We start from the raw sequence: 25,864 nt of genomic DNA, 5'->3' as shown, positions 1-25,864 counted from the left end.
TTCAGGCGGGCACAGCGGTCTTGATCTGCAACTCGTCGTTCTCGACAGTGACCTCGACGCGACCGCCCTCCTCGGACAGGTCCCCGAACAGCACCGCCTCTGCCAGGGGCTTGCGCACCCTGTCGCGGATCAGCCTGGCCATGGGCCGGGCACCCATTTTCTCATCGTAGCCATGGCGCGCCAGCCACTCCCGGGCCTCCTCGCTGACTTCCAGCGTAACACTGGACTCATCCAGCTGGGCCTGCAGCTCCACAATAAACTTGTCCACCACGGTCTTCACAACATCGAAACTGAGTGCGCCGAACTGGATGATACTGTCCAGGCGGTTGCGGAACTCCGGGGTAAACATCTTCTTGATCTGCTCCATACCGTCGCTGGAGTGATCCTGCGAGGTAAAGCCGATGGACCGGCGGCTCATCAGCTCGGCACCGGCATTGGTGGTCATGATCAGGATGACGTTGCGGAAATCCGCCTTGCGGCCATTGTTGTCGGTCAGGGTGCCGTGATCCATGACCTGCAGCAGCAGGTTGAAGACCTCCGGATGGGCCTTCTCGATCTCATCGAGCAAAACCACACTGTGCGGGTGCTTGGTGACCGCATCGGTAAGCAGGCCACCCTGGTCGAAGCCCACGTAACCGGGAGGCGCGCCGATCAGGCGGGACACCGTGTGGCGCTCCATATACTCTGACATATCGAACCGGATCAGCTCGATACCCATCACCTTGGCCAACTGACGGCACAGCTCGGTCTTGCCCACACCGGTGGGGCCGGCGAACAGGAAAGAGCCGATGGGCTTTTCTTCTGCACCCAGGCCGGCACGGCTGAGCTTGATCGAGGTGCCCAGTGCACCGATCGCCTCGTCCTGCCCGAACACCACCATCTTGAGGTTGTCATCCAGGCGCGCCAGCTGCTCCTTGTCGGATGCAGACACACTCTTCGCGGGGATCCGGGCAATCTTGGCAATGACCGCCTCGATATCCTCTACCCCGATGACCTCCTTGCGCTCTTCCGCAGGGAGCAACGCCTGGAAGGCGCCTGCCTCATCGATGACGTCGATTGCCTTGTCGGGCAGGAAGCGCTCGGTGATATGGCGGCTGGACAGCTGGGCTGCCGCCTCCAGGGCGCCATCGGTGAAGTGCACCCGGTGATGATCCTCGAAGCAGGTCTTCAGGCCGCGCAGGATCTGTACCGTTTCCTCGATCGACGGCTCATTGACGTCGATCTTCTGGAAGCGCCGCGAGAGGGCCCGATCCTTCTCGAAGATGCCTCGGTACTCGGTGAATGTGGTTGAACCGATGCAGCGCAGGTGGCCACTGGAAAGCAGCGGCTTGAGCAGGTTGGATGCATCCATTACCCCGCCCGATGCCGCACCGGCACCGATGATGGTGTGGATCTCGTCAATGAAGAGGATGGCCTGGTCCCGCTTGCGCAGCTCGGCCAGCAGGGCCTTGAAGCGTTTCTCGAAATCACCCCGATACTTGGTGCCGGCCAGCAGCGAGCCCAGGTCGAGGGAGTAGATGGTGGCATTGCGCAGCGTCTCGGGCACGTCCTCGTCCACAATGCGGCGTGCAAGGCCTTCGGCGATGGCTGTCTTGCCCACGCCGGACTCGCCCACCAGCAGCGGGTTGTTCTTGCGCCGGCGTGCCAGCACCTGGGTTACCCGCTCTACCTCGGGGCCACGCCCGACCAGGGGGTCGATACGGCCCAGTATTGCCTCCTGGTTGAGGTTGGTAGCATAACTTTCCAGGGGGTCGGAGCCACCGGGCTCGCCGCCCGGAGCCAGATCCTCGTCCGTCTGCTCGGGAGAGGGTTCGGCGCTGTGGGTGTTGTTGCCACTGGAGCCCACCCGGGAAATGCCGTGGGTAATGTAATTCACCACGTCGATCCGGGCCACGCTCTGTTGCTTGAGGTAGTAAACGGCCTGGCTCTCCTGCTCGCAGAAGATCGCCACCAGCACATTTGCACCGGTCACCTCTTTCTTGCCCGACGACTGCACGTGGAACACCGCCCGCTGCAGTACACGCTGGAATCCCAGCGTGGGCTGGGTCTCGCGCTCGGTGTCGGACTCTGGAATCAACGGCGTGGTAGAGTCCACAAACTCCAGCAGTTCGCGGCGCAACGCACTCAGGTCGGCACCACAGGCGTGCAGCACATCGGCAGCGGATTCATTGTCGAGCAGCGCGAGCAGGAGATGCTCCACCGTCATGAACTCATGCCGTTTGGCGCGCGCACCTTTGAACGCCAGATTGAGCGTTACCTCTAAATCCTTGCTGAGCATCTAAACCTCGAACCCTCGTATGCCTTAATCACCCGCCATTCACCTGTCCAGTGCGCGCCGCGGAACGGCGGTTGTGAATGCGCCCGATTCCTTTCGGGCAACGGGACCTGAATCAATCTTCTTCGCTCTCATCAGCTTCGATCTCACACAGCAGAGGATGCTGGTGGTCCCTGGCAAATTGATTGACCTGTGCTGCCTTTGTTTCCGCTATATCTCGAGTATAGACACCGCAGATCGCTTTTCCCTCTGTATGTATCTGCAGCATCAGGCGAGTGGCGCGCTCCCGGTCAGCCCCGAAAAACATCTCCAGAATTTCCACTACGAAGTCCATCGGGGTGTAGTCATCATTGAGCATGACGACCTTGTACATGGGAGGACGCTTGACTCGCGCAGGCGCCTCTTCAAGCGCCAGATCACCGTCAAAATCGTCTTCGTAGGGAATGTCATTCCCGTCACCGGAACTGAGCTCAATCACACTATTCCTGCTCATAGCTATTTTCAATATATTGGTGGCAACCTTAAGTGCCACGGGCATTCCGGGCACCTTGCTTTATGGCGGCATTGTACCCTCATTTGCCTTGCCGGGCAGGCATCCACACCCCTTGACATTAGCAGGTCAGTTAGCTACAAGAGGTAGTGCATGCCTCTCACTGAGGCTGCGCTACCGCAGGGACGCAAGCGGTAATCAAGCAACAAGCTTCGATAACGATAAAAGACACTCTGTAAGGCGGCCTGCAGTCGCCCCGGCAATTAGAGGGATTTCGCCATGCCTACCGGTACCGTCAAATGGTTCAATAATGCCAAAGGCTACGGGTTCATTCTCGCGGACGAAGGGGGTGAAGACCTGTTCGCGCATTACTCCGCGATCCAGATGGAGGGTTACCGAACCCTGAAGGCAGGCCAGCAGGTCAGCTTCGATATCATCAAGGGTGACAAGGGATTTCATGCGGCCAATATCAATGTTGGCGCAGCGGCCCAGCCCAGAAAGGACAGCTCCAGCGAAGAGAGCGGCCAGAGAGAGAAAGAGGCTGAAGCACTCGGCTGAGCCCGGGCGCATCACGCCCCGCCAACCCCACACCTTTTGCCACGAGCAGTGACTGCCGCAGGAAACCCGGCGGGCATCTTACAGCCCCGCCGGGATGAAACCCGCATCAGGCACCGCCCTCCTGGCAGGCCAGGTCACTGCACCCGGATATGCCGGGCAAGCCCGCACAACCCCCGCCCCGGCCAAGCAGGTAAATAACAGGCAAACAAAAAGCCCCGCCTCTCACGAGGCGGGGCTTTTTCGTCAGTCACTGTCGCGACTTACGGATCAGGCCATATGCTTGATCACTTCGTCACCAAACTCGGAGCAGGACTTCAGGTCGGCACCATCCATCAGGCGCTCGAAGTCATAGGTCACGGTCTTGGCAGCGATCGCACCTTCCATACCCTTGATCACCAGGTCGGCGGCGTCGTTCCAGCCCATGTGGCGCAGCATCATCTCGGCAGAGAGAATCAGGGAGCCCGGGTTCACCTTGTCCTGGCCGGCGTACTTGGGCGCAGTGCCGTGAGTTGCCTCGAACAGGGCCACTTCGTCGGAGATGTTCGCACCCGGGGCGATACCGATACCGCCAACCTGGGCTGCCAGGGCGTCGGACAGGTAGTCACCGTTCAGGTTCAGGGTCGCAATCACGTCGTACTCGGCCGGGCGCAGCAGTACCTGCTGCAGCATGGCGTCGGCGATTACGTCCTTGACCACGATCTCCTTGCCGGTGTTCGGGTTCTTGAAGCTGTGCCAGGGGCCGCCGTCCAGCGGCTGCGCGCCAAACTCGTCACGGGCCAGCTCGTAGCCCCAGTCGGCGAAGGCACCTTCGGTGAACTTCATGATGTTGCCCTTGTGTACCAGGGTCACGGAGTCGCGGTCCTGGTCTACGGCGTACTGGATCGCCTTGCGCACCAGGCGCTTGGTGCCTTCGGCAGAAACCGGCTTGACGCCGATACCGCAGTGCTCCGGGAAGCGGATCTTCTTGACGCCCATCTCTTCCTGCAGGAACTTGATGACCTTCTTGGCTTCGTCGGTATCCGCTTTCCACTCGATACCGGCGTAGATGTCCTCGGAGTTCTCACGGAAGATCACCATATCCACTTCGTTCGGCTTCTTGACCGGCGAAGGTACACCAGTGAACCAGCGAACCGGGCGCTGGCACACGTACAGGTCCAGCTCCTGGCGCAGGGCAACGTTCAGTGAGCGGAAGCCACCACCAACCGGGGTGGTCAGCGGGCCCTTGATGCCCACAGCGTATTCTTTCAGGGCTTCCAGGGTCTCAGCCGGGAACCAGTCGCCAGCGTAGGTCTCGGCAGCCTTCTCGCCGCAGTAGATCTCCATCCAGGAAATGGCCTTGTCGCCGCCGGAAGCCTTCTCGACCGCCGCGTCGATGACCTTGCGCATTACCGGGGTGATATCCACGCCGATGCCGTCACCCTCGATAAACGGTACGATCGGGCGATTCGGAACATTCAGCGAACCGTCGGAATTGACTGTAATTTTCTCGCCGTCTGCCGGCACTTGGATATGACCCATATCGTTTAAACTCCCAAAACTCTTTGACTATTTCGGTCGGGTGTTGCTTGCCCCGCCCTCTTCTTCTCCGCTGGCGGGATGAAAAATCGGCGGGATTATATCAGTATCCACTCATTTTTGTAGTTGGATTACAATACTCATTTAAACCGGCTTATGAGCAACATCATCCTTTTTAACAAACCCTACGGCGTTTTGAGCCAGTTCACGGACGAGCGGGGCCGCCCCACCCTGGCGGATTTCATCCGTCGCAAGGGGGTCTACGCCGCAGGCCGGCTCGACTTCGATTCCGAGGGGCTACTGCTGCTCACCGATGACGGGCGCCTGCAGCACCAGATCGCCCACCCGCGCCAGAAGCTGCCGAAGACTTACTGGGTACAGGTGGAGGGCGATATCGGTGCCGAGGCCCTGTCGGCCCTGCGCCGCGGTGTCGAACTGAAGGACGGTCGCACCGCCCCGGCTCGCGCGCGGCGACTGGACCCGCCGGACCTGTGGCCGCGGAACCCACCGGTACGCGAACGCAAGTCGGTCCCCACCAGCTGGCTCGAACTGACCATCCGCGAGGGACGCAACCGGCAGGTGCGGCGCATGACCGCTGCCGTGGGGCACCCGACCCTGCGCCTGGTCCGCACGGCCATCGGCAGCTGGCAACTGGGGACACTGCAGCCGGGCGAGCACCGCCAGGAAGAGGTATTCGCCGCACCGGTTGCGGCACCGGCGGCAAGACGACCCCGCCGCCGCTGAAGGATGGCCGGCTATAAGGGTAGAACAACCCAAACATGGCCACAGCGGCTTTTCGCGGTTAAAATTGCGCCCCTTTTTCAAGCAGTAACAGCCAGTCCCATCCAGCATGCCTGAATCTACAGTCAAACAGCCCCAGCGCGTCATCGTCGGCATGTCCGGCGGGGTAGACTCATCCGTGGCCGCCCTCCTGCTTCTGCAGCAGGGCTACCAGGTTGAGGGCCTCTTCATGAAGAACTGGGATGAGGACGACGGTACCGAATACTGTACGGCCAAGGCCGACCTCGCCGATGCCGAGGCCGTGGCCGCGCGCCTGGGCATCAAGCTGCATACCGCAAACTTCGCCGCCGAGTACTGGGATCACGTGTTCGAGTACTTCCTCTCGGAGTACCGCGCGGGCCGCACACCCAACCCGGACATCCTCTGCAACCGGGAGATCAAGTTCAAGGTCTTCCTGGAGTACGCGGAGATGCTGGGCGCCGACGCCATCGCCACGGGCCATTACGCCCGCCGCCGGGACATCGACGGCCACACCTACCTGCTGAAGGGCCTGGATGCCAACAAGGACCAGAGCTACTTCCTCCACGCTGTGGGCGAGGAAGAGTTCGCCCGCTCGCTGTTTCCACTGGGCGAGCTGGAGAAGCCTGAGGTGCGCCAGATCGCGGAAGAGAACGGCTTTGTAACCCACGACAAGAAAGACAGCACCGGCATCTGCTTTATCGGCGAACGACGCTTCAAGGACTTCCTGGAGCAATACCTGCCGGCCCAGCCCGGGGATATGGAAACGCCGGAGGGTGAGGTTATGGGACGCCATGCCGGCCTGATGTACCACACCATCGGCCAGCGCCAGGGGCTGGGTATCGGCGGCGTCAAGGGTGGCGGCGATGCCCCCTGGTACGTGGTGGGCAAGGACCTGGAGCGCAATGTGTTGATCGTGGCCCAGGGAGCGCACCATCCCCTGCTCTATGGAACCGGGCTGCACGCCTCCCAGACGCACTGGATCAACGGCAGCGCGCCCGGTGAGCAGTTCCGGGCCCGGGCCAAGACCCGCTATCGCCAGCCGGACCAGGACTGCAACGTCCGGGTCCTGGAAAATGGTGAGCTGGACGTCAGTTTCGATGAGCCCCAGCGGGCTATCACCCCAGGCCAGTCCCTGGTGCTTTACGATGGCGATATCTGCCTCGGCGGTGCCGTGATCGAGCGCGCCACCGGCGTCGGCGAGCGAGTGCCGGAGAAATACCGGTAAGCCCCGGGGAGCAGCAAGCAACGTTGGAGTGCGGTCGCCATGGCGATCGCCAACAGTACAGAGCAGTCTAAGGAGAGAACTTGAGCAAGTGGCGGGACCAGGCAATTGCCCTGGCGGGGATATTCCAGGCATCCATGCTCGTAGAGCGCCTGGCGAAAACCGGCAGTGCCCCCGATGAGCAGCTGCAGACGGCGGTTTACAGCCTGTTCCAGGTCAACCCCGATCGGGCCGACGATATATTCGACGGCGCCGACAAGCTCCTGCCCGGACTGCGGGTCTCCAGCCAGTTGCTGCGGACACGCCAGCATCCGGAATATACCGACTGCCTGCGCTATGCCCTGTCCATACTGTACCTGCAGCGACAGCTGGCCAAGAAACAGGACCTGCTCGCCATCATTGGCAGCCGCCTGGACAAGGCGCGGGTACAGGCCGAGCATTTCAGCCTGACTCACGAGAACGTGTTTTCCAACCTGGCGAGCATCTATACGGACACCCTGAGCACTTTCCGTTTCCGTATCCAGGTACTGGGCGATTTCAATTTCCTGCAGCAACAGCGAATTGCCAACGAGATTCGCACCATGCTGTTTGCCGGCGTGCGCGCCGCGACCCTGTGGCGCCAGCTTGGCGGCAGCAGGCTGCACCTGATTTTCCAGCGCAAGAAGCTGCTGGCCGCGACCGAGCAACTGATCGCGGAACTTGAACAAGCCAATATGTAATTTCGGAGAAATATCATGACAGTCGAGTTATCCGCGCTGACCGCGGTCTCACCGATCGACGGCCGCTACGAAAGCAAGACCGCGGCCCTGCGCGACATCTTCAGTGAATACGGCCTGATTCGCGCGCGGGTTGAAGTTGAAGTGCGCTGGCTGCAACAGCTGTCACGCCACGATGAAATCGCCGAGGTCCCGGCTTTCAGTGCTGCCACTGACCAGTTACTCGACGACATCATTGCCAGGTTCTCGGTGGAAGACGCTGAACGCATCAAGGAAATCGAGCGCACCACCAACCACGACGTAAAAGCGGTGGAATATTTCCTCAAGGACAAGATCGCCGGCAATGAGGAGCTGGCCCAGGTCAGCGAATTCGTGCATTTCGCCTGTACTTCTGAGGATATCAATAATCTCTCCCACGCGTTGATGCTGCGCGCCGGCCGCGACCAGGTGTTGCTCCCCGCGATGAACCAGATCGTCAGCAAGGTGGCCGAACTGGCCCAGGACTTCGCCGACGTCCCGATGCTCTCCCGCACCCACGGCCAGACCGCCAGCCCCACCACCGTGGGCAAGGAGCTGGCAAACGTGGTGGCGCGCCTGCGCCGCCAGCTGAAACAGATCCATGAGGTGGAGCTGCTGGGCAAGATCAACGGTGCCGTGGGTAACTACAACGCCCACCTCTCCGCCTACCCGGAAATCGACTGGGAAGCCAATGCCGAACAGTTTGTGACCTCGCTGGGCCTGTCCTGGAACCCCTACACCACCCAGATCGAACCGCACGACTACATTGCCGAACTGTTCGATGCAGTCTGCCGCTTCAATACCATCCTGATCGACTTCGACCGGGATATCTGGGGCTATATCTCCCTGGGCTATTTCAAGCAGAAAGTCGTCGCCGGCGAAGTGGGCTCCTCCACCATGCCGCACAAGGTCAACCCCATCGACTTCGAGAACTCCGAGGGCAACCTGGGCCTGGCCAATGCGGTATTCCAGCACCTGGCGGCAAAACTCCCGATTTCCCGCTGGCAGCGCGACCTGACCGACTCTACCGTACTGCGCAATATGGGTGTGGGTGCGGGCTACGCAGCCATTGCCTACGCCGCCACCCTCAAGGGCCTGGGCAAGCTGGAGATCAACCCGGCCCGCCTCGAGGAAGACCTGGACAACGCGTGGGAGGTCCTGGCAGAACCGATCCAGACGGTAATGCGCCGCTACAACATCGAGGAACCCTACGAGAAGCTCAAGGCGCTGACCCGCGGCCAGGGTATCAACCGTGAGACCCTCAAGGCGTTTATCGACAAGCTGGAGATCCCCGAGGAAGCCAGGCAGTCCCTGCACGAGCTGACGCCGGCCGGCTATATCGGCAACGCCGTCGCCCAGGCGAAGAAGATCTGAGGAGCCTGCTGTGACCACTTCCCTGCCCCGGCCGCTCACCCATCTCGGCGAGATGCCGGTGGCGGAGTTCCTGCGCGATTACTGGCAGCAGAAACCGCTGCTGATTCGCAATGCCTTCCCCGATTTCGAGCCGCCAATCACCGGAGAGGAGCTGGCGGGGATGGCGCTGGAGGAGTCCGTAGAGTCGCGGCTGGTGCTGGAGCACGGTGACGAGGGTCCCTGGCAGCTGCGCAATGGACCGTTCACCGAGGAGGACTTCCTCTCCCTGCCCCGCAGTCACTGGACCCTGCTGGTACAGGCGGTGGACCAGTGGATGTCGGAGGTGGCGGACCTGAAGGAATACTTCCAGTTCCTGCCCGACTGGCGACTGGACGACGTGATGATCAGCTACGCCGCCGACCAGGGCAGCGTGGGCCCCCACTTCGATTACTACGATGTCTTCCTGCTACAGGCTGAGGGAAAGCGCCTCTGGCACCAGGGCCCGCGCGTGGACGACCAGAGCCCCCGCGTCGAGGGAACGCCGTTGAATATCCTCAGGGAATTCGAACCGGAAAACAGCTGGCTGCTGGAGCCCGGTGACATGCTGTACCTGCCACCGCAGTACAGCCACTGGGGTATCGCCGAAGGCGGTTGCACCACCATCTCCATCGGTTTCCGTGCCCCGTCCGCAAAAACCATTCTCGAGGACCTGGCGGCGGAGCTGGCCCACGCCCTGCCGGACCACCTGCGCTACTCGGACCCCGGCCTCAAGCCCGCGACAGTGCCGGCTGAAATTGATCCCGCCGCAGTGGCACGCCTGCAGGGGCAGCTGGCGGAGTGGCTGCTGCAGCCGCAGAATATTGCCCAGTGGTTCGGCGCGGTGATGACTGAAGCCAAGTACCCGGATACGGTCGCGCTGGATGCCGGTGAAGCCACCGACTGGCGCGAACAGCTGCCCGATGGCGCCATGCTGGTACTCAACCCGGCCTCACGCTGCGCCTTCTGCCGCGACCCGGAAACGCTGTACGTCGATGGGGAGTCATTCCCGGCACCGCTGGCCTTTGCCGAGCGCTTCTGTTCGAGCCACCAGGTCGACCAGGGAGATATTGACAATTTCCCCGAAATCGGCAGCGTGGACGGTCTGGTCGACCTGCTGGTGGCCCAGGGTACGCTGATCTATCCGCCGGAGGACTTCTGAAGTGGCAAACGGGGAAACAATGCTGGAAATCCGCACCGCCGACTGGGATAGCGACCGGGAGCACCTGCGCGCAATCCGCGACGCCGTGTTTATTCGTGAGCAGGGCGTAGACCCTGCTATCGAGTGGGACGACCAGGAAGATGCCGCCCAGCATTTCCTGGTGCTGCAGGATGGCGTTCCCGTAGGGACCGGCCGGATTCTGCCGGCCGGGAAGATCGGTCGCATGGCGATCCTGCCGGAGTTGCGGGGCACCGGGCTGGGCCTGAGGCTGCTGCAGAGCATCTGCACTTTTGCGCGGGGCAACGGCCTGCCGAAGGTCTACCTGCATGCCCAGCGCCATGCCGAGGCGTTTTACCGCAAGGCCGGGTTTGTCCCCGTCGGTGAAGAGTTCGAGGAAGCGGGCATCGCACACATCCGGATGGAGCGGACACTTGCCTGACCGCGACACGGAAGAACCTAACAGCGAAGCGGGACCCACTGTAGCTGCCAGGCCGCTGGAAAACGCCGGCGATTTCCGCACTGCTCTGGTCGAGCTGCTGCAGGGCGCCCGTCGCCGCGTGTTTATTTTCTCTGGCCACCTGGCACACGAGCTCTACAGCGACCACCTGGTGGCCGGGGCTATCTCCGAATTTGCCCGACGCAGCCGCTATGCCCAGCTGCAGATCCTGGTGCGGGACAGTGACAGGCTCGCCCGAGAATTCAACCGCACCCACAACCTGGCGCAACGACTCAGCAGCCGCATCCAGTTACGTTGCATCAATGCCACGGCGGAAACACCGCAGATGGAATTTGTGCTCGGTGACACCCGGGACGTATTGCTGCGCGAGGATCGCGAACAATGGCTTGGGGTTTACGCGGCGGATGACCGGGTGCGTGCCCGCCGGCTCGCAGAAACATTCCAGCAGCAGTGGGAACAGGCATCAGAGGATCCCGCCCTGCGCAGGCTGTTTCTCTGACTGGTGCGGGATAACAGGACGGTGGCCTGCCCGATGCCCATCCCTGGACGTCAGCCCCCGTTTTTACTGCAGAGCTTTCACCGTCCCCGCCCACACCGGCCGCAGCCGGTGCATCCGGGCAGGAAAAAGCCGGGGTTATCAGGCGCGCTGCCTGGACTTGAACTCCCGGCGGCGACGATGCAATACCGGCTCGGTGTAACCATTGGGCTGTGCACAGCCCTCGAACACCAGTTCACAGGCCGCCTGGAATGCCACGCTCTGGTCAAAGTCCGGGGCCATATTGCGGTAGTTGTCGTCACCGGCATTCTGCCGGTCAACCACCGCTGCCATCCGCTCCATGGTTTCCCGGACCTGCGCCTCGCTGACAATGCCCTGCTTGAGCCAGTTGGCAATATGCTGTGAGGAAATACGCAGGGTAGCGCGATCTTCCATCAGCCCGACATCGTTGATATCCGGCACCTTGGAACAACCCACGCCCTGCTCCACCCAGCGCACCACGTAACCAAGGATGCCCTGGGCATTGTTATCCAGTTCGCGCTGGATCTCTTCGGCGCTCCAGCCGGTATCCTCTGCCACCGGCACCGTGAGGATATCGTCCAGACTGGCCGGCTCGCGCGCCGCCAGCAGTTCCTGGCGCTCGGCCACATTCACCCGGTGGTAATGCAGGGCGTGCAGCGTCGCGGCGGTGGGCGATGGCACCCAGGCAGTATTGGCTCCAGACATGGGGTGGCCAATCTTGGCCTCCATCATGGCCGCCATCTTCTCGGGCATGGGCCACATGCCCTTGCCGATTTGCGCTCGCCCCTTGAGGCCGGTAGCAAGGCCTACATCCACGTTCCAGTCTTCATAGGCATTGATCCAGGTGGACTGCTTCATGTCGCCCTTGCGGATCATCGGGCCAGCCAGCATGGAGGTATGGATTTCGTCCCCGGTACGGTCGAGGAAGCCAGTGTTGATAAATACCACTCGCTCCCGCGCGGCTGCAATACAGGCCTTGAGGTTGACGGTAGTGCGGCGCTCCTCGTCCATGATGCCCATTTTCAGTGTATTGCGCTCCAGGCCCAGGGCATCTTCGATACGGTCGAACAGGGTGTTGGCAAAAGCCACTTCCTCCGGGCCGTGCATCTTCGGCTTGACGATATAGATGCTGCCGCTGCGGGAATTCTTCTGCTCCCCGCTGCCGCGGATATCGTGCAGCGCGATCAGGCTGGTGATCATGCCGTCCAGGATCCCCTCAGGCACCTCATTGCCATCACCATCGAGGATCGCATCGTTCGTCATCAGGTGGCCGACATTGCGAACAAACATCAGACTGCGCCCGGGCAGGGTGAAGCTGCTGCCATCCCGCGCCTTGTATTCGCGGTCTGCGTTCAACTTGCGGACAAAGGTCTTGCCGCCCTTGTCGATGGACTCCTCAAGGTTGCCTTTCATCAGGCCCAGCCAGTTGCGGTACACCACAACCTTGTCTTCGGCGTCCACTGCTGCGACGGAATCTTCGCAATCCATGATGGTGGTCAGTGCCGATTCCATCAGGATATCTTTCACGCCCGCGGCATCTGTCTTGCCGATCGGGCTGTCCCGGTCAACCTGGATTTCAAAGCGCAGGCCATTCTGCTGCAGCAGGATGGCATCGGGAGTGTTGGCATCGCCGTTAAAGCCAAGGAACTGGCCGCGGCTCTTGAGCGTGGCGATATCACCGTTGCGTAACAGAACCTCAACCAGGTTCCCATTAATCCGGTATTCCACTGCATCGCGGTGGCTGCCCTCGGTGAGTGGTGCCGCCTGGTCGAGGAACTCCCGGCCAAAGGCAATCACCTTCTCGCCCCGCACCGGGTTATAGCCTGTACCTTTCTCTGCCCCACCCTCTTCGCTGATTACATCGGTGCCATACAGGGCATCGTACAGGCTTCCCCAGCGTGCATTTGCGGCATTGAGGGCATAGCGCGCGTTCATTACCGGCACCACCAGCTGTGGTCCGGCCATGGTTGCGATTTCCTCGTCCACGTTCTCGGTAGCGGCACTGAAATCAGCGGGCTCAGCGACCAGGTAGCCGATTTCGCGGAGGAATTCTTTATACCGATCGAGGTCCCGGTAAGCGCCGGGATTGTCGGTGTACCACTGGTCGATCTGCTCCTGGATTCTGTCGCGCTTGTCGAGCAGGGAGCGGTTAACCGGTGCCAGGTCCCGGACTATTTTTTCAAGCTCGGCCCAGAAATGGCCAGCTTCGACTCCCGTATCCGGGATCACTTCCTCGTCAATCAGTTGTTGAAGCTCCCTGGCTACCAACATCGTCCCGACTTTCACTCGCTCCGTCATTTCCAGGCCTCCTGCGGGTTAATGGCGATGGCATATTCTAAACAGTCACACCCACATAACACTAATTTATTGACCATATGCCCGCTATTCATGATGTGAATTCCAGTGAGAATGGGCTACCGGCGTACTGTTAAATTTTCGCCCCATTCTGTCGAATTTTTTCCCCCGTGTGGATGGGCGCCACTCCTTCCCACTCCCTAATGCTAGCTTCTTCTCGATCCGGTCATGCATCCCTGCGGTGCAGGGGAGCAAAGACCACCGGAGGAGGACGGCCATACACGGCCGCCGCGCGAGAGAAGGCAAACTTAAAATAACTTGATAAGAAAGGTACCTCTATGAACCAAGGCAAGAAGCAAGTGACAATCGCTGCGATGGTAGCCCTGATGGCCGCCGGCGCCTGGGCCAAGCCGCCCCACGATGGCGGTGGCGGAAACGGCGGTGGAGGTGGCGGCGGTGGTGGCGGTGGCAGCTCCGAGTATTACCAGGCCTGCGGTACGCCCGACAACAGCACTTCCGTTTCCCGGGCCTCACTACTCATCGGGGGTGCTGAGGCCGGGGCCACCGGCGAGATCGCCGCTACCCAATGGCTGGTTGACCACGCCCGCGGCGGTGACTACCTCGTACTACGCACCGGCGGTACTGGTGGCCAGGCAGACTGGATGTGCGACACTTTCGGCCCGGACCTGGGCTCGGCGGCAGAGCTTTCAATCGACGACAGGAACTCCGCCAACGATCCCTCCCTGGTTTCATACATCCAGAATGCCGAGATCATTTTTATCGCCGGGGGCGACCAGAATGAGTATGAAGACTTCTGGAAGGATACCCTGGTCGAAGATGCCCTCAATGACCACCTGAACGTGAAGCGGGCGCCGATCGCCGGCACCAGCGCGGGCCTGGCCGTTCTCGGCCAGTCTTACTATGCGCCTGCCAACCTGGGCGTCCTGTCGAAGGAAATCCTCGACGACCCGTATCACGCCAACACCCAGGACATCAATCACGGCGATTTCCTCTTGCACCCGCAACTCGCCGGCGTGATCACCGACACCCACCTGGACCGGGTCACCGGAAATGGCCGCAAGGCTGAGACGCGCCATGGACGCACATTCGGGTTCCTGGCCCGCAGCGTCCAGGACCGGAGCACCCTGGGCGCACGAGCCATCGGGCTGGAGGAAGCGACCTTCGTCGCCCTGGACGGCAACGGTGTGGCCACAGTCTACGGGGAAGGCGCGGCCTATTTCATGGAGCCCAACAGTTTTCCTGAGCGCATCACCGCTGGCGCCCCCCTGGTCTGGGACAACGGTGGCCAGGCCGCTACGGTCTACAGGATCCAGGGCGACGCGGACGGCCATGGCAGCTTCGACCTCAGTAACTGGAGCGGCTCTGGCGGTAGCAACAGCAGCTGGTATACCACTTCCGGCTACGACAACTTCAACTGCCAGACCGGCTGCTGAAGCGCCAGCCTCCAGGCCGGCCCGGGCGCTCGTAGCTCCGATGCCCCGGGGATAAGTGGCGAGGCTGGCGACTGCGCCCTATAGCTGCCGCCCGATATCCAGGATCAGCCGCCGCAGCCACCGATGCGGCGCACTCTGCTGCAGCAGCGGGCTCCAGGCCATCTTCAGCTCCAGTGGGGGGATATCCAGTGGCGGCTCGCGGCGCGCGATCCGGGGGTTGTCGCTGGCCAGCTGCGCCAGCCGGGTGGGCACCGTCACAATCAGGTCGCTCTGCTCCGCCAGCAGCATGGCAACCTGGTAGTGGCGGGTAAACACGGAGATATCGCGTTTCTCCCCCTGGCGCCCGATGGCCTCGTCGACCCAGCCCAGGCGCTGCACATCCTCGGGATTGACCCCCACGCCAACACCCATACCAGTCTTGCTGACCCAGATGTGCTGCGCCTTCAGGTACGACTGCAGGGTGTAGTCCTCCAGGATGGGGTTATCTGCCCGCATTACGCAGGAGAAGCTGTCCCGCCACACGGTGGCCTGGTGGAAGCTCTGGGGCATGCTGTCAAAGCGGTTGATCACCATATCCACCTTGCCCTGCTCCACGTCGACAAAGCTGACGTCACTGGGCGTCATGATGTCCAGGCTGATGCCCGGCGCCTGGTCCCGCAGGCGCCGCAGCAGCGGCGGGATCAGCGTGGACTCGGCGTAATCGCTGGCCATGATGCGGAAGGTCCGGCGGGCGCCGTCAGGCTTGAAGTCGCGGTTGGGCTGGATTACCCGGTCGATGGACGCCAGAGCTTCCCGCACCATCGGCTGCAGTTCCAGCGCCCGCTCGGTGGGCATCATGCCCTCGCGGGTGCGGACCAGCAGCGGGTCATCAAACAGCTCCCGCAGTCGCTTGAGGCCGTTGCTCATGGCGGGCTGCGACAGCCCCAGGTAATTGGCGGCGCGGGTGACATTGCGCTCCCGCAACAGCACATCCAGGTAGACCAGCAGGTTCAGGTCGGCTCTTTCCAGGCTCATAGTATTTATCTGACTGATAGTGAAAATAATGGCAATAAATTAGCCAAATTATGCCAAGGCCTCTAGCATATGCAACAACAAATCGCAGTCATCTCTTTTCGAGGAAACAAAGCCAATGTCTACTTACTCGCAAGAAATCGAAGCGGCAGCCAAGCTCCGTAAAGCCAATGGCAGCTCCTGGGATGCCATTAACCCGGAATCCGTGGCACGTATGCGTCTCCAGAACAAATTCCAGAACGGCCTCGAGATCGCCAGGTACACCGCCAATATCATGCGTAAGGACATGGAGGCTTACGACAAGGATTGCACCAAGTACACCCAGTCACTGGGTTGCTGGCATGGCTTTATCGGCCAGCAGAAAATGATTTCCATCAAGAAGCACTTTGAAGGCAACACCGATCGCCGTTACCTGTACCTGTCCGGCTGGATGGTCGCAGCACTGCGCAGTGAATTTGGCCCCCTGCCCGACCAATCCATGCATGAAAAGACTTCCGTCGCGGCCCTGATCGAAGAGCTGTACACCTTCCTGCGCCAGGCTGACGCCCGTGAGCTGGGCGGCCTGTTCCGCGAGCTGGATGCTGCCCGTGAGGCCGGCGACAAGGACGGCGAGAAAGCGATTATCGACAAGATCGACAATCACGTGACTCACGTTGTCCCGATCATTGCCGACATCGATGCCGGTTTCGGCAACGCGGAAGCGACTTACCTGCTGGCCAAGAAAATGATTGAAGCCGGTGCCTGCTGTATCCAGATCGAAAACCAGGTTTCCGACGAGAAGCAGTGTGGCCACCAGGACGGCAAAGTAACCGTTCCCCATGAAGAGTTCCTGGCCAAGATCCGCGCGGTACGCTACGCGTTCCTGGAACTGGGTGTAGAGGACGGCGTGATCGTCGCCCGTACCGATTCCCTCGGCGCCGGCCTGACCAAGCAGATCGCGGTGACCAAGGAACCGGGCGACCTGGGTGACCAGTACAACTCCTTCCTGGATTGCGAGGAAGTGGCCGCGGGCGACCTGGCCAACGGCGATGTAATCATCAACCGCGACGGCAAGCTGCTGCGTCCGAAGCGCCTGGCCTCCAACCTGTTCCAGTTCCGCCAGGGTACTGGCGAGGCCCGCTGTATCCTCGACAGCGTGACATCCCTGCAGAACGGCGCTGACCTGATCTGGATTGAAACCGAGAAGCCCCATGTCGGCCAGATCGGCGGCATGATGGACGAAATCCGCAAGCAGGTGCCGAACGCGAAGCTCGTTTACAACAACAGCCCGTCGTTCAACTGGACCCTGAACTTCCGCCAGCAAGTGTTCGACGCCTGGCAGGAGGAAGGCAAGGACGTTTCTGCCTACAACCGCGAAAACCTGATGAGTGCGGAATACGACGATACCGAATTGTCCCGCGAGGCCGACGACAAGATCCGTACCTTCCAGGCAGATGCAGCCCGTGAAGCCGGTATCTTCCACCACCTGATCACCCTGCCGACCTACCACACTGCCGCGCTGTCTACCGACAACCTGGCGAAGGAGTACTTCGGTGAAAAAGGCATGCTGGGTTACGTGGAAGGCGTGCAGCGCAAGGAAATTCGCCAGGGTATCGCCTGCGTCAAACACCAGAACATGGCGGGCTCCGACATGGGTGACGATCACAAGGAATACTTTGCCGGTGAAGCTGCCCTCAAGGCAGCAGGTAAAGACAACACCATGAACCAGTTCAGCTAAGCGCTGTCATCAGGCAGCAGCCCTGGCAGGCCCAGATACTGCCAACTGCTGCAGCTTATTCACTCACTTTTGGGGCCACTTGGTGGCCCCTTTTTTATGGATGGTGAAAAACCGGCCTTCTCCGGGAACCAGGCCACAGCAGCGGCCTTTTGTGTTTGCCTGCCCGAATCGGGGGGATATCGCGCCAGATTCGACTAGCCTTATGGGAGGACAGTGCCTATCTGGCGGAAGCTATGGCCACGCCAGGCCGTGTTCTGGTCTTTAATTCTGGCTGTTACCTGCTCAAGTTTGCCCTGCTCAATCCTCCCGGCGACATGCAGTGGCTGAGCGGTATCAGCAAGGCGCAGGCAAGTCCGGGCCTCTGCTCATGAGGAAGCACCCTGCGCCAGGAGCGCAGCCGGGTGCCGGGCGACGGCGCGACAGAGACCATGGAGACTGGCCAGCCGGGCCGTCCCGGCGCCAGATGCTCAATACCTAATTCGCAGCCACCATTTCGAGGGAAAGCAACCGATGACTACCGGCAACTATGACCGCAAGGCCGAAATCGCGGCCATCGAGAAAGACTGGGCGGAGAACCCCCGCTGGAAAGGTGTTGAGCGCACCTACAGCGCCGAAGATGTGGTACGCCTGCGGGGCTCCATCAAGCGGGAGAACACCATCGCCCGGCGTGGCGCGGAGCGGCTCTGGAAGCTGATCAACGAGGGTGGTCGGCCGGATTTCCGCCCGGAAAAGGACTTTGTCAATGCCATGGGCGCCCTGACCGGCGGCCAGGCGGTACAGCAGGTGAAGGCCGGCGTCCAGGCCATCTACCTGTCAGGCTGGCAGGTAGCCGCCGACGCCAACAGCTCGGAGACCATGTACCCGGACCAGTCCCTGTACGCCGTTGACTCGGTCCCCACCGTGGTGCGCCGCATCAACAATGCCTTCGAGCGCGCTGACCAGATTCAGTGGAAGACCGGCAAGAATCCCGGGGACGACGGCTATATCGACTATTTCGCGCCGATTGTCGCCGATGCCGAAGCGGGTTTTGGCGGCGTCCTGAACGCCTTTGAGCTGATGAAGAACATGATCCGTGCCGGCGCCTCCGGCGTGCACTTTGAAGACCAGCTGGCTTCCGTGAAGAAGTGTGGCCACATGGGCGGCAAAGTCCTGGTGCCGACCCAGGAGGCCATACAGAAGCTGGTAGCAGCACGCCTGGCGACAGATATTGAGGGGGTTCCCACTATTGTCCTGGCCCGTACGGACGCCAATGCCGCGGACCTGATGACATCCGACCACGACGAGCGCGATGCGCCCTTCCTGACCGGGGAACGCACCGCCGAGGGTTTCTACCGGGTCAAGGCCGGTATCGACCAGGCCATAGCCCGCGGCCTCTCCTATGCACCCTATGCCGACCTGCTGTGGTGTGAAACCGCCACCCCGAACCTGGAGGAGGCGAAGAAATTTGCCGAGGCGATCCGCAAGGATTACCCGGACCAGTTGCTGTCCTATAACTGCTCGCCCTCCTTCAACTGGAGAAAAAACCTGGACGACGACACCATCGCCAGGTTCCAGCGGGAACTGTCGGCCATGGGGTACAAATTCCAGTTCATCACCCTGGCCGGCATCCACAACATGTGGAATAGCATGTTCAACCTGGCTTACGACTATGCCCGTGAAGACATGTCTGCCTATGTGCGCCTGCAGGAGAAGGAGTTTGCCGACGCCGATAAAGGCTATACCTTTGTCGCGCACCAGCAGGAGGTGGGTACCGGCTACTTCGATGACATGACCAATGTCATCCAGGGCGGGCAGTCCTCAGTAACCGCGCTGACCGGCTCCACCGAGGAAGACCAGTTCAAGTAAGCCCCGTGCTGAAAATATCATTTCACTCACTTTCCGGGCCGCCCTGCGGCCCTTTCTTATGCATCACTGCCCTGGGGCGGCTCATCCACAGTCAGCGGTCGGCGCAAGTCCACAAAGCGACGCAGGGCCCCGGCAACCAGGTAACCCTCGAGGCGATGTTCGAAGGTATCCGTATCCTCGAATGCCATCCGCTCCAGGCACCGGTGGATGTAGTCCGCCTCCTTTGAGCGGTCCGCAGAGGCGCCCCGCCCGGCCAGCGCCAGGGGCACGACCTTCCACCATTTCTTGCTGTGCACTTTGAGCCGCCCCAGGGCCACTGCCAACAGGGCTTCTTCCTCCGTGAAATCGGTCCCCAGTGGAAAATAAGGCAACTGCGCCAGCCGCTCGTCAGTGTTATAGGCCGCGCGGATACGCTCAGGGGTGTTTTCCGTAAACTCCAGCGGAATGGTGAAGTCGGCCTCGATCTTGCCGGCCGACCTGGCCTTTTCCAGCAACTCTTCCTGGAAGCGTGAATCGCAGATGGCCAGCATTGCGGCAATCACGTCGCGGTCGCTTTTCCCCCGCAGGTCAGCAACGCCATACTCGGTGACCACAATATCGCGGAGATGCCGGGGAATGGTACAGTGGGGGTATTCCCAGACGATATTACTGCGTGTTTCGCCATGACTTTCCCGGGTGCTGGCCAGGGCGATTGCAGAACGGCCACCTGGTAGCTGGTGCGCCTGGGCAACAAAATTATATTGGCCGCCCACACCACTCACCACCTGGGCGTCCGCCAGCCCATCGGAAACCACTGCCCCATTCAGGGTTACCATCATCGCTGCATTGACGAAACGCGCCTGTTGCCGCTGTGCAATTTTAAGCTCGGTGTCGCCCAGCAGATCATTGATGAAATCGATTGCGGTCATATTGATGCCGGCAAGCTCGTCTTCCGGCATCTGGCGAAGTTCCGCATACATGGAAGACGGGCCCAGGTAAAAACCGCCGTGAAGCCAGGTGCCGCCGCGTAGCTTCTGTCCTGCACGGCTACCCAGCAGCCGCCGCCGGCCATGCGCACTATGGAGATCGCTCTCCTCCTCCTCGCCTTCCGGGCTCAGCAGCCTGTGACCACGCCAGCTGTAACTGGGATCGATGGCACCAATGGACTGCAGGAATTCAGTGTCCGCCTGCGTCAACGGGCAGCTGATCCTGCCGCAGTCCCTGAGCGCCAGCAGCAGCTGCTCATCGGCAATCGCTTCTACCGCTCCGCTGTCCAGCAGGGACTGCAGGCTGGCATCCGGGTACACCTCCCGGGTCAGTATCCCCTCGCGGCGCAGGTGCAGGAACCCGGGTGGAACCATCTCGCTGGCGCCGTACAGCCCCCGGTCAAAGGTCCCGGTCTCCATGGGCAGGCGCTGGCGATATTGCAGCGAGTCGTCCGAGGTCAGGTCCTGCAGGATGCCCCGGTAGAGATCATTGTGTTCATGGCGCAGGCGCAGCGCATGGCAGACAGCATCACCGATTGCGCCGATCCCCACTTGCAGGGTTCCGCCATCGGGTACCAGGCTGGCCACGTGGAATCCCAGGCTGTACTCGGTAAAGTTCACCGGCGTGGTGGGCGCGCAGAACAGCGGGGTATCAAAGGCATCCCCTTCCAGCAGAAAATCGAAATCACCGGCCTCCAGCACCGAGTCACCGGGCATAAAGGGCAGCTGCGGATTGACCTCACCGAGCATGTAGAGCTCATAGTCCTTCCGTGCCGCCGCCTCCCGCAGTATTGGCAGAGTCAGGTCGGGATTGCTGCTCAGGCTGTACGCGCCTCCAGAACCGTCCGGATCCGGGGCCACCATTTGCGCAACCACGTTCACCCCACGGTCGAAGAGGTCGCGGGTCACATGGGTATAGTTGGAGCTGACGTAACTCTGCTGCGCCGTGGCGTTGTGCACGTAGGCCCCGGGCTGCATAAAAAACTCGCAGACTTCTATGTTGGGCGGCAACTGGCCACGGTGGCGGGGATCTGTGAAAGCGAGATCCTGGTAATGGTTGTAGAGGCGGTCCAGCAGCGGCTGGATAAAGCGCCGCTGGATTTCCCCCTTGCCCCGGGGACGCTCCAGGGTCAGGGCAGTAAAAATCGTCAGGGAAATGGACCGGTCTGCGGCAGCCCTGGCATACAGGGCATTGGCAAAGTGGTTGGCCTTGCCGATACCCAGCGGCAGGCCCAGCACGATTCGTTTGCCCACTTTTTCCAGCACTGCATCGACGCAGGCCTCGGCGCAGTCTAGGCGCCGTGTTTCTTTCTCCACGGAATTGCTCCTGCCCTGCCCCGCCCGGTTTACGGGCGGGGTGCGGATTTACTCCTCGTGCTTCGCCTTGTCGCCGCAGGGGCTGAGGTGGTCGAAGTGATCCACCTGAATTGCCAGGTTGACCGCTTCGGCGGCTTCCTGCAATGCGCTGGCCTCTTCTTCGCTGATCACCTTCTTCTCCAGCGCCTTGTCGATACAGTCTGCGTTCAATTGCCGCAGCCCGGCTTTCTTCATCTTGTCGCGGGCTTCCTGGGTCGCACAAACTTTGTTGAAAGCCTGTTCCATGATGTCCACGCCGTCTCCCGGGTTACCCAGGAAGACTCCCCGGGTAAGCCGGTCCCGGGTCTCGGACGGCTCCATCAGGAGCTCGGCGCAGGCCCGGGCCTGGCGGTCTGATGCGGTATGCACGCTGTGGCCCCAGGGCATGGTGAGGAAATGCATCAGGTGGCCGAGGAAACGACGGGGGAAATTCTGGTAGACCTCCATCAGGCTGACCTCAATCTTGTGGAGACCGGCGCGCATGGAGAATTCCAGCAACGGCCTGTCTGCCTCCGGGCTGCCGTCGTCCTTGAATCGCTTCAGTGTCGAGCTGAGCAGGTAGAGCTGGCTGAGCACATCACCGAGGCGCGCAGAGATCAGCTCCTTGCGCTTCAACTCGCCGCCCAGGGACATCAGGGATATTTCAGTAGCCAGGGTCAGGATGGCGGAATAGCGGTTCAGCTGTCGATAGTACTTGGCCGCCGCGCCCACGCCGCGCGGGCTGCTGGCAAACAGGCCGACGGTCCAGCCATGGAAAAAGCCCCGGGCCAGCGTCTTGACCTGGAACCAGGCGTGCTTGGGCAACAGCTCGTCCAGCTCTTCCGTGCCGGCTTCCGTATCCTCATTTTCCGCCGCAAGCATCTCGTCCAGCAGGTAGGGATGGCAGCGGATGGCTCCCTGGCCGAAGATCATCAGGCTGCGCGTCAGGATGTTGGCCCCTTCCACGGTAATGGCCACCGGCACGGCCCGGTAGACATTGCCGATATAGTTAAGCGGTCCGTCCATGATCGCCTTGCCCGCATGGATATCCATCGCGTCATTGATGGCATTGCGCAGCCCGTAGGTAGCGTGGGCCTTCATGATTGCCGAAACGACCGCGGGCTTGAGCCCCTCGTCCAGGGCGCGGGTGGTGGTCTTGTGGGCGGAATCCAGCACGTAGGCGATGCTCGCGATCTCGGCCAGGCGGTGCTGTACACCCTCGAACTTGCCGATCGGGATGCCGAACTGCTCCCTCACCCGCGCATAGGCACCGGTGAGGCGTGCAGACATCTTCGCGCCACCGGTAGAGAGTGACGGCAGGGAAATACCGCGACCCGCAGCCAGGGCGCTCATCAGCATGTGCCAGCCGCGCCCCACATTCTCCTGCCCGCCAATAATCCACTCCATGGGGATAAAGACATCCTTGCCCCAGTTGGGTCCATTCTGGAATGCCTGCATGGCCGGCAGGTGGCGCTGGCCAATGGTGACACCCTCGGTATCGGTGGGTACCAGGGCCACGGTGATCCCCAGCTCCTCCTCGTCTCCCAGGAGGTGATCGGGATCATAAAGCTTAAAGGCAAGTCCCAGGATCGTTGCCACCGGCGCCAGCGTAATGTAACGCTTGTGCCAGTTGACGCGCATCCCCAGCGTCTTCTCACCATTGTATTCGCCGTAACAGACCACCCCGCGGTCGGTCATCGAGGCGGCGTCAGATCCGGCCTCCACACCTGTCAGGCCGAAACACGGGAGTTCCCGGCCGTCGGCCAGGCGCGGCAGAAAATAATCCTTCTGCTCCTCGGTACCGTGTGCCATCAGCAGCTCACCGGGGCCGAGGGAGTTGGGGACCATTACGGTGACGCCCACAGTAGTGCTGCGGGTAGAGATCTTGGTGACAATCTCGGCATGGGCCGTAGGCGAGAAACCGAGACCGCCATATTCCTTGGGAATAATGATGCCGAAAAAGCGCTCTTTCTTCAGGAACTCCCAGACCTCGTCGGGAATGTCGCGGTCCTCGAAGCTGATCTGCCAGTCGTCCACCATCTGGCAGAGCTCTTCAGTCGGGCCATCGAGAAAAGCCTGTTCTTCCTCGGTAAGTTTCGGTGGCCCCATGCTCAGGAGTTCGTCCCAGTTGGGCTTGCCGGACAGCAGTTCCGCATCCCACCACACTTCGCCCGCTTCCATGGCCTCACGCTCGGTTTCGGAGATGGGCGGGAGAACTTTTTTAATCAGGTTTAACAGTGGGCCGGTGAACCATTTTTTTCGCAGGTCGCTCATTGTTTCCTTCCGGGTGCTGGATGGGCGGGCACTGAAAGCCCCCGCGTATGCATGACGGTGTCAGCTCACATGATAGGCGACCGGGGCGCATTGCATCGCAGCGGAGGTCCGCGGCCTAACACATTTGACACTTATTTCGACGACGAAGGACGACAGACATCAGCGTCCTCCCGGGGATAAGGCCGCTCAAGGCCAGTTGGGGGAAAACATCCCCCGGGCACAACCATCCCCAGCCATGAGTCAGGCTAGGGAATGCTACGCCAGGGGTCAAATAACAGATCAGGTGCCAGCAAAGCTGGCCGCAAACAAGCTATTACAGAAGTGCTCCAGCACTCACAATCACACCGTTGTTATCCGCATAAACGAACTCACCCGGCGTAAATGTAACACCGCCGAATGTCACCGGAAGGTCCCGTTCACCGATTCCCTTTTTCTCGGTCTTCATCGGATGTGCACCGAGTGCCTGCACACCCAGGTCCAGCCCGCCAATCTCATCCACATCGCGGATACAGCCATACATCAATATGCCCTCCCAGCCATTGACCACGGCTTTCTCTGCCAGCTGGTCGCCAAGACAGGCCCTGCGCATGGATCCGCCAGCGTCGACCACCAGCACCTGCCCACGTCCCGGCTCCGCCACCAGCTCCCGCACCAGGGAATTGTCCTCGAAGCACTTGATGGTGACGATTCGGCCGCCGAAACATTCACGTCCACCGTAGTTCACCATCATGGGCTCCAGTACCTGAAGCCCATCTCCATGTTCATCACAAAGGTCCGGTGTGGAAATTTTCACAAGCTGCCCCCTTCCGCCTAGTCAGGAAAATACAGTAATTGCACTCCAGTATGCCGCCGCACCCGGCACTTGCAAGCAAGCACAAAAATACCGGGCATTATCCCCACGGATAGTACCCGGTATTGCAGCCGCTGATAGGTGTGCAGAGGCCCGATCAGTAGCTGACCCTCACCGGCGTTCCGATCCTGGCGTAGCGATAGAATATCTGCGCCATATGCCGCGGCATGCGAACACAACCGTGCGAGGCCGGGTAATTGGGTACGTGCCCCGACGCGTGCAGCCCAATCCCGCCATTAAAGCGAATGTAATAATGCATCTTCGCGCCACGGTAGTAAGTACCGGGAGGGCGGCGATCGGTACGGGTATTCACATCGGCTTTAACCACTCGCCCGGTCTGCTTGTCGACATAACTGCCGTAAATAGTGGAGCGATGGCGGGGATGTTTGGACAGCACCCGGAAATGCCCCGGGCTGGTCCTGTAGCCCTTCTTGCCCGAAGACACTTTGGACACCCCGACAAGGCGTCCGCCCTTGTAGAAGTAGGCGCGCTGCTCACTCAGGTTGATCTTGATTGATGGTGCACCGGAACTCGATGCCGCGGCCTGCTCATCGAACCAGTTTACGCCTCGCTGGTTAGCTGTGGCCGGAACCGACAGGAATGCGAGCAGTAAGAGCATCAGTCCCGCGTAGGCGAGTGGGGGCCATTCTCGTCTGATCGTGTGCATACATCACCTCACTTGACTCGACGCGGACATTGATCGCGCCTGCACGGGCGTCATCAGTTTTCATTCCCTGGTCCCTTCCGCGTATTCGTTGGCTTCTTCTTAACCCCACTGCCTGTTTGGCAAAAGTAAAGCGGCAGCAGGTCCATTCACTATTCGATTCTATTGCCGCCAGACGAGACCCTTAGACAGATTCCTTCTGTCACGGATGGCCGTTATTGAGGTGGTTTGGGGCACTGGTAATTACGACCGGGGAATGGCTTTCCACTGGTACAGGTTTCGTCGCCAGGGGGTAAAGAATGGGAAATTGGGTCGCTACCTGTCCCGGGCTGGTAACATTGGTATGACTCAGTGCCGGAATTTTTAACGGGGG

Annotated in this window: 20 protein-coding genes; 11 read left to right on the top strand and 9 right to left on the bottom strand. The window is 60.9% G+C overall.

Features of this window, described 5'->3' with window-relative positions:
* Window position 1: 1 nt before the first annotated feature.
* Both clpA and clpS read right to left on the bottom strand, forming a co-directional pair.
* On the bottom strand, window positions 2-2,278 hold the full coding sequence (gene clpA / locus ACH6CX_RS01220) for an ATP-dependent Clp protease ATP-binding subunit ClpA (RefSeq protein ID WP_232942441.1): 2,277 nt from the start codon (window positions 2,276-2,278) through the stop codon (window positions 2-4).
* Window positions 2,279-2,390: 112 nt separating this feature from the next.
* Window positions 2,391-2,768: an ATP-dependent Clp protease adapter ClpS gene (gene clpS, locus ACH6CX_RS01215; protein ID WP_233006747.1), complete on the bottom strand. Its 378-nt coding sequence runs from the start codon at window positions 2,766-2,768 to the stop codon at window positions 2,391-2,393.
* A gap of 276 nt (window positions 2,769-3,044) precedes the next feature.
* Between clpS and cspD the strand changes: the two genes are divergently transcribed.
* A complete protein-coding gene (cspD, locus tag ACH6CX_RS01210) occupies window positions 3,045-3,323 on the top strand; it encodes a cold shock domain-containing protein CspD (RefSeq protein ID WP_305080392.1) in 279 nt (92 codons plus the stop codon).
* Window positions 3,324-3,590: 267 nt separating this feature from the next.
* Here cspD and icd read toward each other — a convergent pair whose 3' ends face one another.
* A complete protein-coding gene (gene icd / locus ACH6CX_RS01205; protein ID WP_232942439.1) occupies window positions 3,591-4,841 on the bottom strand; it encodes an NADP-dependent isocitrate dehydrogenase in 1,251 nt (416 codons plus the stop codon).
* A 153-nt stretch (window positions 4,842-4,994) separates the two neighbouring features.
* On the opposite strand from icd, the gene ACH6CX_RS01200 reads away from it, so the two are divergent.
* The 7 genes from ACH6CX_RS01200 (at window position 4,995) to ACH6CX_RS01170 (ending at window position 11,063) form a co-directional block, all read left to right on the top strand.
* Complete coding sequence (locus tag ACH6CX_RS01200) at window positions 4,995-5,582, top strand: pseudouridine synthase (protein ID WP_232942437.1); 588 nt, start codon at window positions 4,995-4,997, stop codon at window positions 5,580-5,582.
* A 106-nt stretch (window positions 5,583-5,688) separates the two neighbouring features.
* A complete protein-coding gene (mnmA, locus tag ACH6CX_RS01195; RefSeq protein ID WP_237061435.1) occupies window positions 5,689-6,825 on the top strand; it encodes a tRNA 2-thiouridine(34) synthase MnmA in 1,137 nt (378 codons plus the stop codon).
* A gap of 80 nt (window positions 6,826-6,905) precedes the next feature.
* A complete protein-coding gene (hflD, locus tag ACH6CX_RS01190; protein ID WP_396674376.1) occupies window positions 6,906-7,541 on the top strand; it encodes a high frequency lysogenization protein HflD in 636 nt (211 codons plus the stop codon).
* Window positions 7,542-7,556: 15 nt separating this feature from the next.
* Window positions 7,557-8,930 (top strand): adenylosuccinate lyase, encoded by a 1,374-nt coding sequence (purB, locus tag ACH6CX_RS01185; protein WP_232942431.1) that lies wholly within the window; start codon window positions 7,557-7,559, stop codon window positions 8,928-8,930.
* Between the two features lie 10 nt (window positions 8,931-8,940).
* Complete coding sequence (locus tag ACH6CX_RS01180; RefSeq protein ID WP_396674374.1) at window positions 8,941-10,107, top strand: cupin domain-containing protein; 1,167 nt, start codon at window positions 8,941-8,943, stop codon at window positions 10,105-10,107.
* A gap of 19 nt (window positions 10,108-10,126) precedes the next feature.
* On the top strand, window positions 10,127-10,546 hold the full coding sequence (locus tag ACH6CX_RS01175; protein ID WP_237061433.1) for a GNAT family N-acetyltransferase: 420 nt from the start codon (window positions 10,127-10,129) through the stop codon (window positions 10,544-10,546).
* On the top strand, window positions 10,539-11,063 hold the full coding sequence (locus tag ACH6CX_RS01170) for a hypothetical protein (protein WP_396674372.1): 525 nt from the start codon (window positions 10,539-10,541) through the stop codon (window positions 11,061-11,063). The genes ACH6CX_RS01175 and ACH6CX_RS01170 overlap by 8 nt, the downstream gene beginning before the upstream one ends.
* 138 nt (window positions 11,064-11,201) lie before the next feature.
* Here ACH6CX_RS01170 and ACH6CX_RS01165 read toward each other — a convergent pair whose 3' ends face one another.
* Complete coding sequence (locus ACH6CX_RS01165) at window positions 11,202-13,379, bottom strand: malate synthase G (RefSeq protein ID WP_232942423.1); 2,178 nt, start codon at window positions 13,377-13,379, stop codon at window positions 11,202-11,204.
* 335 nt (window positions 13,380-13,714) lie between these two features.
* Between ACH6CX_RS01165 and ACH6CX_RS01160 the strand changes: the two genes are divergently transcribed.
* A complete protein-coding gene (locus ACH6CX_RS01160; RefSeq protein WP_396674370.1) occupies window positions 13,715-14,830 on the top strand; it encodes a cyanophycinase in 1,116 nt (371 codons plus the stop codon).
* A 78-nt stretch (window positions 14,831-14,908) separates the two neighbouring features.
* Here ACH6CX_RS01160 and ACH6CX_RS01155 read toward each other — a convergent pair whose 3' ends face one another.
* A complete protein-coding gene (locus tag ACH6CX_RS01155; RefSeq protein ID WP_232942420.1) occupies window positions 14,909-15,844 on the bottom strand; it encodes a LysR family transcriptional regulator in 936 nt (311 codons plus the stop codon).
* A gap of 115 nt (window positions 15,845-15,959) precedes the next feature.
* Between ACH6CX_RS01155 and ACH6CX_RS01150 the strand changes: the two genes are divergently transcribed.
* Window positions 15,960-17,558 (top strand): isocitrate lyase, encoded by a 1,599-nt coding sequence (locus ACH6CX_RS01150; RefSeq protein WP_232942418.1) that lies wholly within the window; start codon window positions 15,960-15,962, stop codon window positions 17,556-17,558.
* A gap of 510 nt (window positions 17,559-18,068) precedes the next feature.
* Entirely contained in the window at window positions 18,069-19,403 is a 1,335-nt protein-coding gene (gene aceA / locus ACH6CX_RS01145; RefSeq protein ID WP_232942416.1) for an isocitrate lyase, read from the top strand.
* 56 nt (window positions 19,404-19,459) lie between these two features.
* Here the strand turns inward: aceA and ACH6CX_RS01140 are convergent, their stop codons facing one another.
* The 4 genes from ACH6CX_RS01140 to ACH6CX_RS01125 form a co-directional block, all read right to left on the bottom strand.
* Window positions 19,460-21,685 carry an acetyl-CoA hydrolase/transferase C-terminal domain-containing protein gene (locus ACH6CX_RS01140; RefSeq protein ID WP_396674367.1) on the bottom strand — a complete coding sequence of 742 codons (2,226 nt, stop codon included), beginning with the start codon at window positions 21,683-21,685 and terminating at the stop codon, window positions 19,460-19,462.
* 48 nt (window positions 21,686-21,733) lie between these two features.
* Window positions 21,734-23,977 (bottom strand): acyl-CoA dehydrogenase, encoded by a 2,244-nt coding sequence (locus ACH6CX_RS01135; protein WP_232942412.1) that lies wholly within the window; start codon window positions 23,975-23,977, stop codon window positions 21,734-21,736.
* 313 nt (window positions 23,978-24,290) lie between these two features.
* Window positions 24,291-24,770 (bottom strand): ribonuclease E activity regulator RraA, encoded by a 480-nt coding sequence (gene rraA / locus ACH6CX_RS01130; protein WP_396674365.1) that lies wholly within the window; start codon window positions 24,768-24,770, stop codon window positions 24,291-24,293.
* Window positions 24,771-24,924: 154 nt separating this feature from the next.
* Entirely contained in the window at window positions 24,925-25,494 is a 570-nt protein-coding gene (locus ACH6CX_RS01125; protein WP_232942408.1) for a L,D-transpeptidase family protein, read from the bottom strand.
* Window positions 25,495-25,864: the final 370 nt, after the last annotated feature.

This window comes from Microbulbifer sp. JSM ZJ756 (genome assembly GCF_044383805.1).
In the GTDB taxonomy this organism is placed as follows: domain Bacteria; phylum Pseudomonadota; class Gammaproteobacteria; order Pseudomonadales; family Cellvibrionaceae; genus Microbulbifer; species Microbulbifer zhoushanensis.
This window is presented reverse-complemented; position numbering and strand designations above follow the sequence as displayed.

Coding starts and splice junctions, on each gene's coding strand:
- aceA (WP_232942416.1), top strand. CDS start 18,069: ATGACTACCGGCAACTATGACCGCAAGGCCGAAATCGCGGCCATCGAG.
- cspD (WP_305080392.1), top strand. CDS start 3,045: ATGCCTACCGGTACCGTCAAATGGTTCAATAATGCCAAAGGCTACGGG.
- ACH6CX_RS01175 (WP_237061433.1), top strand. CDS start 10,127: ATGCTGGAAATCCGCACCGCCGACTGGGATAGCGACCGGGAGCACCTG.
- ACH6CX_RS01150 (WP_232942418.1), top strand. CDS start 15,960: ATGTCTACTTACTCGCAAGAAATCGAAGCGGCAGCCAAGCTCCGTAAA.
- ACH6CX_RS01155 (WP_232942420.1), bottom strand. CDS start 15,844: ATGAGCCTGGAAAGAGCCGACCTGAACCTGCTGGTCTACCTGGATGTG.
- mnmA (WP_237061435.1), top strand. CDS start 5,689: ATGCCTGAATCTACAGTCAAACAGCCCCAGCGCGTCATCGTCGGCATG.
- icd (WP_232942439.1), bottom strand. CDS start 4,841: ATGGGTCATATCCAAGTGCCGGCAGACGGCGAGAAAATTACAGTCAAT.
- purB (WP_232942431.1), top strand. CDS start 7,557: ATGACAGTCGAGTTATCCGCGCTGACCGCGGTCTCACCGATCGACGGC.
- clpA (WP_232942441.1), bottom strand. CDS start 2,278: ATGCTCAGCAAGGATTTAGAGGTAACGCTCAATCTGGCGTTCAAAGGT.
- clpS (WP_233006747.1), bottom strand. CDS start 2,768: ATGAGCAGGAATAGTGTGATTGAGCTCAGTTCCGGTGACGGGAATGAC.
- ACH6CX_RS01135 (WP_232942412.1), bottom strand. CDS start 23,977: ATGAGCGACCTGCGAAAAAAATGGTTCACCGGCCCACTGTTAAACCTG.
- ACH6CX_RS01165 (WP_232942423.1), bottom strand. CDS start 13,379: ATGACGGAGCGAGTGAAAGTCGGGACGATGTTGGTAGCCAGGGAGCTT.
- ACH6CX_RS01200 (WP_232942437.1), top strand. CDS start 4,995: ATGAGCAACATCATCCTTTTTAACAAACCCTACGGCGTTTTGAGCCAG.
- ACH6CX_RS01125 (WP_232942408.1), bottom strand. CDS start 25,494: ATGCACACGATCAGACGAGAATGGCCCCCACTCGCCTACGCGGGACTG.
- ACH6CX_RS01160 (WP_396674370.1), top strand. CDS start 13,715: ATGAACCAAGGCAAGAAGCAAGTGACAATCGCTGCGATGGTAGCCCTG.